Raw genomic sequence first — 12191 nt, 5'->3', positions numbered from 1 at the left:
GCAAGCCGTCGGCCTAGGCTCGGGAACCGTGTTCGAACTCCACCACCTCGCCGCGCAGGAACTCTGGGACTGGATCCGACGGGGCGAGGCCACCGCGCTCGAGGTGACCGAGCACTACCTGGACCGCATCGCCCGACTGGACCCGGGCCTCGGAGCCTTCGTGACCGTCACGGCGGACGCCGCGCGCGACCGGGCCGGCCACCTCGGCGACCGCGTGCCGACGTCGCGACCGCTGTGGGGCCTCCCGTCCGCCGACAAGGACCTGTACGACCGCGCCGGGGTCCCCACGCGGAACGGGACCGCATCGCTGCCGCTGCGCCCTGCCGGGGCCGACCACCCGCTCGTCGCCGCGCTCGACGCTGCCGGCACGGTGAGCCTCGGCAAGACGACGAGCCCCGAGTTCGGAATGTCCTCGTCGTCGGAGACCCGGTTCGGCGTCACCCGGAACCCGTACGACACCTCGCGGGCTCCTGGGGGATCGTCGAGCGGGGCGGCCGTCGCGGTCGCCGCCGGGCTGCTGCCGGCCGCGGTGGGCTCGGACGGTGGCGGATCGGTGCGGATCCCGGCGGCGGCCAACGGACTGGTCGGCCTCAAGCCGAGCCGCGGTCGGGTGCCGTCGATGCCCGGCCGCTCCGGTGTCGGCGGGCTGTCGGTCGCGGGGCCGCTCACCCGGAACGTCGCGGACGCCGGCATGCTGCTCGACGCGCTCGTGGCACCGACCGGGCTGCCGTCGCCGCAGCCGTACGCGCTCGTCACGCCCGACGTCGGCGAGGGGCCGTTCACCGCGGCGGCCGTCCGCGGCGAGGGCCGCTTCGTCGTCGGGCTGCTCGACGGGTCTCCGTGGGACGACACCGTCGACGTGGTGGTCGACCCTGCTGCCCGGGCGGTGGTCGAGACCGCGGTGCGGATGCTCGGCGAGGTCGGACACGGCGTGGAGGACGTCGCGATGCCCCGCGCGCCGTACGCGGACGCGTTCCGGGTGGCGTGGGAGTCGAGCGCGGCCCGGCTGCCGATGGTGCCCGGGATCGACCTGTCGGCGCTCACCCCGCTCGTGTCGTGGCTGGTGGCCCGTGGGCAGGCGTTGACCGGCACGCAGGTCCTCGACGCGATGACCGCCCTCGACACGTTCTCCGCCGCGCTCATCGGCACGTTCGACCGGTTCGACGCCGTCCTCACGCCGACGCTCGCCCTGACCCCGCGGCCCCTCGGGTGGTACGGCGACGACCCCGAGGAGGACTTCCGTCGGCAGTGCGCCTACTCGCCGTGGACCTCGATGGCGAACGTCGCGGGGCTGCCGGCGATCACGCTCCCCGTCGGGGTCACGGAGGAGGGACACCCGGACGGCTCCGGCCTGCCGATGGGTGTGCAGCTCATCGGTCGGCCGGGCGGGGAGCGTGTGCTGCTGGCGATCGGTGCGCAGCTCGAGCGGCGGCTGCGGTGGCAGCGGAGGCACCCGCCGATGTGGTGAGGCGGTGCGTGCGGGGTGCGCGGGGCCGGCGTGGTGCGCTGCGGTGCGACATCGTCGACGTCGTACGACATCGGAAGTGTCGCAACCGCGCGGCCGCAATCGATGCAGACGCGGGGGAGCGACAACGCCGACGTCGTACGACATCGGATCTGTCGCTCCGAGTCCGCCCGCGCCGCCGCCCGCGCCCCCTCAGCCCTGCTTCTCCATCGCCTCGGTGTACTCCTTCCGCATCGTGTTCCCGGCGGCCGCGGTCCAGGTCGTCACGCCGGCCTTGACCGCCGCCAGGTTCGTCCGCCCGAGCACGTAGTCGTTGCAGACGCTGTTGAACGCCTGGCTGGCCGACTGCGTGGACGACGCTGCGGGGGAGTAGTACCCGTCGACGGGGTTCGTGAGCAGCATGTCCTGCGTCGCGACCTGCCACTTGTGCGACTGCCGCAGCTGCTCGTCGATGCGCACCGCGGTGTTGAGGACCTGCGGCCCGGCGCCGAGACGGTAGAGCGCACTGGCGTTGATCATCTGCTCGCCGGCGCTGGTGAGCGCGGCGTTCGGTCCGCTGCCGGTGTAGTGCACGTTCTTCTTGCCGTGGGTGAGGGTGAACGCTTCCTTGGATCCGAACGGTGCGGACAGGTAGTCGATGAGCCGGAGCTGGGCCTTGATGCGCTCGCGCGTGGTCTTCTTCAGCGCCGCGAAGGAGAAGCTCGAGGTGCCCTGGTAGTTCGCACCCTTCCCGCCGTCGGCCCCGAACGGCACGATGCCACCTGTGACGATCCCCTTCGGCATGGTGACGTCGAGCAGCGCCGAGATGCCGTCGAGGTGCATGAGCACGGTGCCGTTGTTGATGTAGGTCTTCGCCTTGGCGCTCTCGAGGCTCGGGGTGTCCGGGTGGAAGACGCCGGCGTTCCAGAGCTTCTTGATGTAGCTGAGGGTCTCGAGCCACGCCTCGGTCTCGTTCTTGTGGACGAGCGTGCCCCCGTCGGACTTCGTCCACTGGTTCGGGACGCCGAAGGTCGCGCCGATGAAGTCGTAGGACCAGTCCACACCGGACGAGCCACCGCCGCCGGCGATCGCGTACCGACCGGCCTTGGCGTCGGTGACGGCCTTGCACATCTCGAAGAAGTCGTCCTTGTCCTTCGGCGCCGGTTCGGCACCGGTGTACTGCTCGATGAGGTCGGGGCGGCAGATCATCACCGACCCGAACGGCGGCCGGTGCTCCGGGACGCCGTAGATCTTGCCGTTGATGCGAGCGCTCCGCCACGACGGGGTGGGGATGTTCGCGAGGTTAGGGTACTCCTTGACGGCGTCTCCGGACAGGTACTCGGACAGGTCGGAGAACTTCGCGTCGAGCAGCTGCGGGAACCGCGGCGGCATCGCGAACGTGAGGAACTCGACGATGTTCGGGATGTCGTTGCCCGCGGTCATCGTCGCGAACTTCGTGTCGAACGAGTCGCCGGGGACGAAGGTGAGGTCGTACTTCGTGTCCGTGACGTCGCCGATGTAGTCGAGGAACGAGTTGTTCGCGGGCGGAGGCGCGGCGTAGGTGACGACGAAGCCGGTGGTGGTGCCGCCGACCTTCACGTCCCTCGTCACGGAGCGGAAGAGCTCGCTGTCCTCCGGGTACGAGTAGTAGACCGGCTGGACCTTGTCGTTGCCCGGCAGGTCGGGCTCCGGCCCCTTCGTGATCGGGACGTAGGTGGGGAGTGCAGCCACCGTGTCGGAGATGGTCGCGGCGCTCCCGCCGCCGGAGCACCCGGCGAGCGACCCGCCGGCGCCGAGCGCGACGAGGCCGAACGCGGCGCCGGAGAACAGGGTGCGGCGGCTGATGCCGGTTGTGGTTTCGGACATGGCTTCTCCCTTGAAGCGAGGGTCGGGTGGTGATGGACGTCGGACTGGAGGCGCGGTGCGGGGCCGCCCCGCGCCTCCAGTCCGTGGACGGTTGCGTCAGCCCTTGACGGCGCCGGTCAGGACGCCCTTGGTGAGGTGTCGTTGCACCATCGGGTAGGCCGCGAGTATGGGGATGATCGCGATCATCACGACGGCCATCTGGATCGACTCGGCCGGCGGCTGCATGGTGGCGTCGGAACCGGCGCCGGACACCAGGTTCGATCCCTGCAGCACGTAGGTGCGCAGGACGAGCTGCAGCGTCCACTTCGTCGAGTCCGACAGGTAGAGCAGCGCGTTGAAGAACGCGTTCCAGTACCCGACCGCGTAGAACAGTCCGACGACGGCGATCACGGCGCGGGAGAGCGGCAGGACGATCTGCCACAGCACCCGCAGCTCGCCCGCTCCGTCGATCTTCGCGCTGTCGATGAGCTCCTGGGGGATGCTCATCATGAAGCCGCGGACGACGACCATGTTGAAGACGCTGAACGCGCCGGGCAGGATCAACGCCCAGTAGTTGTCGAGGAGTCCCAGCTGTTTGACCATCAGGTACAGCGGGATCATCCCGGGAGCGAACAGGAACGTGATGAGCACGAACGTGAGCAGCGGCCGCTGGAAGAGCGAACCGGTCCTGCTGAGCGCCCACGCCGCGAGCACCGTCGACGCCAGGCTGATCGCGGTGCCCACGACGGTGACGAGCAGGGTGACGACCACGGCGCGGGTGACGACGCCGCCGGACAGGATCTGCACGTAGGCGGTCAGGTCGAACGACCGCGGCCAGACCACGTACCCGCCCGCGGCGGTGATGTCGTCCTGGCTCGAGATGCTCGTCGAGAACACGATCAGGAACGGGAACAGGACGACGGCCAGGATCAGCACGATGCCGACCGCCTTGAGCCCGAGCACGACGGGCTTCGGTTTGCCGGCCCATGCCGGACGGACGATGGTGCTCATGATCGCGAATACACTCCCTGCTCGCCGAGCATGTGGGCGGCCTTGTTCGCCGCCATGATGAGGACGAAGCCGACGAGGCCCTTCACCAGGCCAACGGCGATGCCCGTGGACCAGTTCCCGTCGATGACGCCGTGGTAGTAGACGTACGTGTCGAGGACCTCGGCGGCGTTCGCCCCGACGGCGTTGCGTTGCAGGATGATCTGCTCGAAGCCGACGGACAGGGCCTCGCCGAGACGGAGGATCAGCAGCAGGACGATGATCGGACGGATGCCCGGCAGCGTCACGTGCCAGAACCGACTCCACGCCCCCGAGCCGTCGATCGCCGCCGCCTCGTAGAGGTTGTCGTCGATCGCGGCGAGGGCGGCCAGGAAGATGATCGTGCCCCAGCCCGCGTCCTTCCAGATCACCTGGCTCGTGAGCAGCAGCTTGAACGTCGACGGGTCGCTCATCACCGTCATGGTCCCCATGTCCAGCTGCCGGAGCACGTGGTTGACCACGCCGCCGGACCCGAGGGACTGCTGGAAGAACCCGACGACGATCACCCACGACAGGAAGTGCGGCAGGTACAGCACCGACTGCACGGTCGCCCGGAGCCACGGCCACACCAGCGAGTGGATGAGGAGCGCGAGGGCGATCGGCACCGGGAAGAACAGCACCAGCTGGATGAACGTGATCTCCAGCGTGTTCACCGTCGCGCGCCAGAAGTCGGCGTCGGCGAACATCACCTGGAAGTTCTGGAAGCCGACCCACGGGCTCTGCGAGATCGGGATGTACGGCTGGTAGTCCATGAACGCGATCACGTTGCCGATCAACGGCACGTACACGAACAGCAGCAGCAGGATCACCGCGGGCGCCACCATGAGGAGCAGCGGGTAGTCGCGTCGCAACCTCGCGAGGAACGAGACCTTCCGCGCCACCGGGGCTGCTCCGGACGGTTCCGTCCTCGCCCTGGCGGCCGGGTCGACCAGCGTCGCGCTCATGTGGCTCCTTCGCTCACGTAGCTCGGGTCGCGCAGCCTCGACGGGCCGCGGTTTCGTCATCCTGTGACGTCCGTATGATGACGGTCAAGCGGGCGTATTCACCCGCACACGAAACGAACATGGGAGCAACGGTGCACCCCACGAAACGCCAGGAGCGGATCCTCGCCGAGCTCCGCGTGCACGGCAGCCTGTCCGCGTCCGACTTCGCCGAGCGCGAGGGCATCTCCGCGATGACGGTTCGACGAGACCTGTCCGAACTCGCCGAACGCGGACTGGTCCGACGCGTGCACGGCGGCGCCGTGTCCGTCGAGACCCTGCCCACCGCCGGCGCGCCCCATCGACCACAGCCCCGGCCGGACGCCACGGTGCGACACGGCACCGACCCCGCAGCCCTGTTCACCCTCGGCCTCGTGGTCCCGGATCCCGGGTACTACTTCCCGAAGATCGTCGCGGGTGTCGCCGAACGGACCGAGGCCCTCGGCGGACGGGTGGTCCTCGGCGTCTCCCGGTACGACCCGGCACGCGAGCGACAGCAGGTCGAACGGCTCATCGCCGCCGGCGTCGACGGCCTGCTCGTCACGACGACCGTCGCGGACGCGTTCGACACCCTCGAGCTCCTCGACCACGCACCCATGCCGGTCGTCGTCGTCGAACGATCCGTCTCCGAAGCACCCGTCGGCGCCGACCTCGAATCCGTCCGCAGCGACCACGCATCCGGCGCGGCGCTCGCCATCCGGCACCTGGCGTCCCTCGGGCACCGCCGGATCGGCATGGCCGTGTTCGACACGCCGACCACCCCGCAGCTCCGCACCGGGTACGAACGCACCGTCCGCCAGCTCGGCCTCGACGAGGACGCCCCCGTCGAGGTCATCGACGAGACCGCCGGCGTCGGCGTGGCCACCGCCGCGTTCGTCCGCCACTGCCTGGACACCGGCACCACCGCGGTGTTCGTCCACTCCGACCACTACGCCGTCGAGTTCGTCGAGACGGTCACCGAGATGGGGCTGTCGATCCCCGACGACCTGTCCGTCGTGGCGTACGACGACGAGGTCGCCGCGCTCGCCGACGTGCCCCTCACCGCCGTGGCCCCGCCGAAGCACGACGTCGGCCGGTTCGCCGCGACCATGTGCTTCGAGCGGATCTCGGCCGCCGCCCAGACCGGGTTCGCCCGGCGGCACATGACGCTCGCCCCGACGTTGAGCGTGCGTGAGTCGACGGCTGCGCCTGCAGTGTTCGAATCGTGATCGTTTGACGACCCCGTCTTGACTCCGCACATCCGCGGGCGCTGGCATGGGGAGCGCCGCACTCCGGAGAGGAGCCGTCCGACGATGACGTCACGCCCCGTCACACCGCCCGCCACGACCATCCCGCTGCCGAACGGGCACACCCCGGTGCCCGTCGCCTTCGTACTGCCCGACGCGACCTTCACGCGGGTGTTCGACACCGGGGACATCGCTGCCCTGCACTCCTCCGCGGCCGTGCGGCTCGTCGCCGATCGGCCGCTCGACTCCGACGAACCGCGCGACGCCGGGCTGCTCGCCGAGGTCGAGGTGATCATCACGGGCTGGGGCAGCCCCGTCCTCGACGGTGCGCTGCTCGACCGGATGCCGAGGCTCCGCGCGATCGCACACTCCGCTGGGTCCGTGAAGCCGGTGGTGGACGACGACGTGTGGGACCGGGCCCTGGCCGTCACCTCCTCGGCCGCCGCGAACGCCGTCCCGGTCGCCGAGTTCGCCGTGGCGATGATCGTCCTCGCCGCGAAGCGGGCCTTCGCCACCGCCGCCGCGATCGCCGCCGACCCAGACGGTGGCCCGGTCGACGTCGAGGGTTCCTGGCCGGTCATCGGCATGCACGGCATCACGGTCGGGGTCGTCGGAGCGTCCCGCGTGGGCCGCGCCGTCATCGAACGCCTCCGCGACTACGACGTCCGCGTGCTCGTCAGCGATCCGTTCCTCGACGACGAGGACGCCCGCGCGCTCGGCGTCACGGCGGTCGACCTCGAGACCCTCGCCGGCCGGAGCGACGTGATCACGCTGCACGCGCCGCTCCTGCCGTCGACCCGCGGCCTGATCGACCGGTCCGTCATCGCCCGGATGCGGCCGGGGACCACACTGGTCAACACCGCACGCGGCGGCATCGTCGACCAGGACGCCCTCGCCGACCGGCTCGACCACGGCGACCTCGCTGCCGTCCTCGACGTCACCGAGCCCGAGCACCTGCCCACCGGGGCCCGGCTCCGCTCCACGCCGAACACCTTCATCACCCCGCACATCGCCGGCTCGCTCGGCAACGAGCTCCGACGCCTCGCCGGCAACGCCGTCCGCGAGACGATCGCCTTCGCCGCCACCGGTGCGTTCACCGACCCCATCGTCCCCGACGGCTTCGCCGTCCAAGCCTGAGGAAGCCGTTCCCGTCATGACCGTCACCGTCGACGTCCCGACCACCCTCGCTGCGACGTTCGGACCCGCCGCGAGGCGGGCGCTCCGTCCGCGCACGTGGCGAGCCGCGCCTCCCGTCACCGACCGCGCCGCCTGGGCGGGCACCACCGACGCCGACCGGGAGGCACTGCTCACGATCGCGGCGGAGCGTCGCGACGCGGCGCGGGTCGAGTACCCGACCCTCGCTCGCTGGGCGACCTACAGTCGCGACGGCGACCGCCGTCCGTACGAGCGATCGCTCCGGAACCTCATGGAGTGCGCGGCCACCGCGACCCTCGCTCTCGGCGTCACCGGCGACCAGACCTGGGTCCCGACGCTCGGCGACGCCGTCTGGCAGCTGTGCGAACTCAGTGCCTGGTGCCTGCCGTCGCACTACGCCCTCCCGGAGGACGGCTCAAGACCGTTCCTGCCCATCCCCGGGCGGGACGTCCTCGACCTCAACGACGCGTCACTCGGCGGGATGCTCGCGGCCATCGACACCGTCGCGGGGGAGCGCCTCGAGCAGGAATTCCCCGGCATCCGCGCCCGCGTCCACCACGAGATCCGACGCCGTGTGCTCGACCCCTGGGAGCAGGAGGAGTACTTCTGGCACGGGGTCGACGCGCCGCCGAACAACTGGGCGCCCTGGATCGTGTCGAACGTCCTGGTGTGCGCCGCCGTGGTGGAACCCGACGTCGACCGGCTCGCCGCCACCGTCGAACGCGCCCTCGTGATCCTGGACCGCTTCCGCAGCGGCTACGACCCCGACGGCAGCTGCGACGAGGGTGCGACCTACTGGTGGTGGGCCGGGGCCACGCTGTTCGAGGGACTCGACCTGCTCAGCACCCTCACCGGCGGCGCCTGCGATGGGTTCACCGTGCCGCCGGTCGCGGCGATGGCGCGCTTCCCGATGAGCATGCAGATCGACGCCCGACGCCAGGTGAACTACTCCGACGGGTCGCCGGTCCTGCCCGAGAACGCCAACTGGCACCTGCTCGCGCGCTTCGGCGAGACCGTCGGCGACGACCAGGTCATCGAGCACGCCCGCTGGATGGGCCGGCAGCACGCGTTGCGGTTCGACGGCCAGCTCGCGCCGCTGTTCCTCCGGACCCTCGCGGAGCTCCGCGCTCCGGGGTGGCAGGACAGTGGTCCCGCAGCCCCCGGCATGCCGCGCTCGCTGTACCTGCCCGGCACCGAGGTCGCCGTCGCCCGCTCCGAGGCGCTCTTCCTGTCCGCGAAGGGCGGACACAACGACGTCAGCCACAACCACAACGACGTCGGGAGCGTCATCGTCTCCCTCGACGGCGAACCCGTGGTCGTGGACGCCGGCGTCGGCGTGTACCACCGCGAGACCTTCATGCCCGAGCACCGTTACGGCATCTGGACGATGCGGTCGAGCTGGCACAGCGTGCCCTGGCCGAACGGCGTGGAACAGCACGAGGGCGCCGAGTACCGAGCCGCCGACACCACGTTCTCCGACGACGGGGACCGTGCGAGCCTGGCGGCGGACCTCACCCGTGCCTACCCGGAGGCCGCCGGACTCGTGCGCGCCGAGCGCACCGCAGTGCTCCACCGCAGCACTGAGAGCGTCGAACTCCACGACGACTGGGCCTTCGTCGAGCCGGGCACGATGACCCTCGTGCTCATGACCCTGCACGACCCCCGGCTCGTCGACGGCGGGCTCGCGGTCGGTCCCGCCCGCATCTCCTACGACGCCGAGCGCTTCGAGGCGGTGGTCGAACGCCGTGACCTCGACGACGAGAAGCTCCGCGCCGCGTGGGGTCCGGCACTCCACCGCATCCGGCTCGTCGAGCGGACCGCCGCCCCGTCCGGATCGCACACGGTCCGCATCACCCGGGGGACCGCGTGAGCGCACTCCTGCTCGGCGGCACCGGACGCTGGACCGATCCCTGGCACCCGTTCGCCGACACGAACCGCGCGATCGTCGACACCGCGGCCGATGCGGGAGTCCGGCTGACACTCGTGCCCGATGTCGACGATGCACTCGCCGGGTTCGCCACCGGGACGCTCCCGGACCTCGTCGTGTGGAACGTGGGGCTGCCGCGGGACGGTCTGCCGGTGCCGCTGGCTCGAGCGGACCCGGGGTTCCGGCGACTCCTGCAGAGTGCGGTGCCGATGCTCGCGCTGCACGTGTCGTCGACGTCCTTCGCTGACGACCCGGACTGGGAGCGTGCCCTCGGCGGTGTCTGGGTGCGGGGAAGGACGATGCACCCGCCGTCTGGGACGTGCACGGTCCGCGTGGTGGACGCCGGGCACCCGGTCACGGCCGGCCTGGAGGACTTCACCCTCGACGACGAGCGGTACTCCTACCAGCGGGTGTCGCCAGCGGTCCGGGTGCTCGTCGACCACGACCACGACGGCCGAGCGCACCCGATCGTCTGGGTCCACGAGCGCCCGGGTGGCGGCACCACGGTGTACAGCGGCCTCGGTCACGCGGCCGCGTCGTTCGAGTCGGCGTCGCATCGCCGGCTCATCGGGCAGGCGCTCCGGTTCTTGGCGGGGCCTGCCGCCTGACGCGCCGCGCGCTGCGCGCCGCGCGCTGCGCGCCGCGCGCCGCGCGCAGCGCGCGGCCCGTCCCGTCCCGTTCGCGAACGGGCGAAATGTGCGCCGTTCGGCATGCGATCGGAACACATTTCGCCCGCTCGCGCCCGCTCCTCCCGTTGATGCCGGGGCCTGGTTCGGCGAGCGGGCGACATGTGCGCCTGTCGGCATACGATGGGGACAAATTTCGCCCGCTCGCGGGAGCGGGCCAGGTGACCGCCTGGAGGCGCGGGGCCGGTCTCCGGGACCGGCGCCGCGCCTCCAGGCGGTCGGGTCAGGCGACCGTGACGTCGCCGACGACGAGCCAGCCGTTCTGCTTTGCGCCCTGCGCTGCGAGCTGGATCGCGGGGACGTTGCCCGCGGTCGTGTCCACGAGCGCGATGCCCCAGCGGTAGGAGCCCTTCGCCACGCTGGACAGCGATGGTCGGAACGCGTACGAGGTCGGCGTGCCCCGGAGCCACTTCGACGGGTCGGACGCCGCGTCGACGACGGTCTTCGCGACCGTCCCGTCCGCCCGGAGCAGCGCGAGTGCGGCCTTGTACTTGCCCTGCCAGACCGGGATGTTGTCGGGCAGGTAGCCCCAGCCGATGTTCGTCCACTCGTGCGTGACGTCGACGGTCGCTCCGGCGGTCACCGTGCCCGGCGCGACGACCCTCGACGGGTAGATGCGGTAGCCGCCCTCGGCGTCGAACCGCTGCGTGAGCGGGTACGTCTCGGCAGTGAACCACGAGAGCGTCTCGCCGTTGCGGAGGTCCATCATGTTCACCTGGGCCTCGACCGAGTCGTCGAACTCGCCCTGCCGGACGTCGGCCACCGTCTCGTAGCCGCGAGGGTCCTGCGTGACGTCGTGCTGGGCGGTGACCCAGCCGCCCTCCATGATGATCGGCCGCTTGTACCGCCACTTCGCGGCCATCGACTTCTCCCAGTCGGAGTAGTACGTGGTCATCCCGAAGGCGTCGTGGCGGAGGACGTAGCCCTTCTCGTACGCGCCGTCGAGCATCCGCTCGCTGTCCGGGTCCGGGCTGCCCCAGTCCTTCCCTGCACCGATCATCCGGTGGTAGTTCAACGCGAGGGGGACCTTCGTGAAGTGCTCTTGGTACAGGTCGATGATCCAGTCGAACACCGGCTCGCGATTCGCGGCGTCCCGGTAGATCATCGAGTGGCCCTCGCCCCACTTGCCGAGGCCGTACCCGTCGATGAAGTCGGTGGTGGCGGCGTCGTCGTACTCCGCGGCGAACGCGGCGACGAACGCGGCGTACTTCGCCTGGAACACCGGGTCGTCCGGGTACGGGGACCACACCGTCTTGCTGCCGGTCTGCGTCTCGTAGCCGGCGGCACCGGCTGCCCGCACCCAGTCCGGTGTGAAGTTCGACGCCTTGTCGCGGCTGTCGACCACGACGCGGAAGGCCAGGCGGAGTCCGCGGCGGCGGGCCTCGGCGAGGATGCCCGCGAAGGCTGCGTTCGTGTCCCAACCGTAGACGCCTTCGGACGGCTCGAGGATCGTCCACGACACCCGCATGTACATCACCGAGGCGTAGTCCGACACGGTGATGGTCGTGCCGTCCGGCAGCGGGACGTCGTCGTACTGCGTCCAGTAGTCCGCGGGTGGGGCCGACGAGCCGTAGAGCGCCCAGCCGTTGAGCGGGTTCTTCAGGAGCGTGGTCGTGTCGGCCTGGAACTCCTTGCTGACGGTGGCGGCGAGGTGTGGGTCGCCGTGGCCCCGACCCGGACCCGGGATCGGGTGGCCGGCGCCGTGCGCGGAGGCCGGTGACGTGCCCAGCAACCCGCTCGCTGCCGATGCGGTGGCGACGATGCCGAGTCCGAGTGCCGTCCGCCTGGTGATGTCGTTCGACGTGCTCATGCGTTCTCCCCTTCGAGAAGCGATCGATGCACGTCGATGCTCCCGAGGGTCCCGCACAGTGGGCAAGGGGT

The 12191-nt window shown here is 70.8% G+C and carries 9 protein-coding genes; 5 read left to right on the top strand and 4 right to left on the bottom strand.

Translation table 11 applies throughout. The annotated features are described in order from the left end of the window. The first annotated feature begins 28 nt into the window (after positions 1-28). Positions 29-1468: an amidase gene (locus ABIC61_RS02445; RefSeq protein WP_354028682.1), complete on the top strand. Its 1440-nt coding sequence runs from the start codon at positions 29-31 to the stop codon at positions 1466-1468. Positions 1469-1657: 189 nt separating this feature from the next. Here the strand turns inward: ABIC61_RS02445 and ABIC61_RS02440 are convergent, their stop codons facing one another. The 3 genes from ABIC61_RS02440 to ABIC61_RS02430 all read right to left on the bottom strand — a co-directional run bounded on the left by ABIC61_RS02440 (position 1658) and on the right by ABIC61_RS02430 (position 5280). Continuing rightward, positions 1658-3310: an extracellular solute-binding protein gene (locus ABIC61_RS02440; protein ID WP_354028681.1), complete on the bottom strand. Its 1653-nt coding sequence runs from the start codon at positions 3308-3310 to the stop codon at positions 1658-1660. Positions 3311-3406: 96 nt separating this feature from the next. Continuing rightward, positions 3407-4300 (bottom strand): carbohydrate ABC transporter permease, encoded by an 894-nt coding sequence (locus tag ABIC61_RS02435; protein WP_079236243.1) that lies wholly within the window; start codon positions 4298-4300, stop codon positions 3407-3409. Then, positions 4297-5280 carry an ABC transporter permease gene (locus tag ABIC61_RS02430; protein ID WP_354028680.1) on the bottom strand — a complete coding sequence of 328 codons (984 nt, stop codon included), beginning with the start codon at positions 5278-5280 and terminating at the stop codon, positions 4297-4299. Before ABIC61_RS02430 ends, ABIC61_RS02435 begins: the two co-directional genes overlap by 4 nt. A gap of 119 nt (positions 5281-5399) precedes the next feature. Here ABIC61_RS02430 and ABIC61_RS02425 point away from each other — a divergent pair, with 119 nt between their 5' ends. The 4 genes from ABIC61_RS02425 (at position 5400) to ABIC61_RS02410 (ending at position 10232) form a co-directional block, all read left to right on the top strand. Next, the gene (locus tag ABIC61_RS02425; protein ID WP_354028679.1) at positions 5400-6524 is read left to right on the top strand and encodes a substrate-binding domain-containing protein; all 1125 of its coding nucleotides are present in this window, start codon (positions 5400-5402) and stop codon (positions 6522-6524) included. 84 nt (positions 6525-6608) lie between these two features. Further along, the gene (locus ABIC61_RS02420) at positions 6609-7679 is read left to right on the top strand and encodes a hydroxyacid dehydrogenase (protein ID WP_354028678.1); all 1071 of its coding nucleotides are present in this window, start codon (positions 6609-6611) and stop codon (positions 7677-7679) included. A 16-nt stretch (positions 7680-7695) separates the two neighbouring features. After that, positions 7696-9567, top strand: coding sequence for a heparinase II/III domain-containing protein (locus ABIC61_RS02415; protein WP_354028677.1), 1872 nt, complete (start codon positions 7696-7698; stop codon positions 9565-9567). Then, complete coding sequence (locus ABIC61_RS02410; protein ID WP_354028676.1) at positions 9564-10232, top strand: ThuA domain-containing protein; 669 nt, start codon at positions 9564-9566, stop codon at positions 10230-10232. Before ABIC61_RS02415 ends, ABIC61_RS02410 begins: the two co-directional genes overlap by 4 nt. Positions 10233-10533: 301 nt before the next feature. Here the strand turns inward: ABIC61_RS02410 and ABIC61_RS02405 are convergent, their stop codons facing one another. Beyond that, entirely contained in the window at positions 10534-12120 is a 1587-nt protein-coding gene (locus tag ABIC61_RS02405; protein WP_354028675.1) for a DUF4832 domain-containing protein, read from the bottom strand. Positions 12121-12191 lie beyond the last annotated feature (71 nt).

Source organism: Curtobacterium sp. 1544, from assembly GCF_040544915.1.
In the GTDB taxonomy this organism is placed as follows: domain Bacteria; phylum Actinomycetota; class Actinomycetes; order Actinomycetales; family Microbacteriaceae; genus Curtobacterium; species Curtobacterium pusillum_C.
Note: the sequence above shows the minus strand (reverse complement) of the source record. Positions and strands in the feature narration are given on the sequence as shown.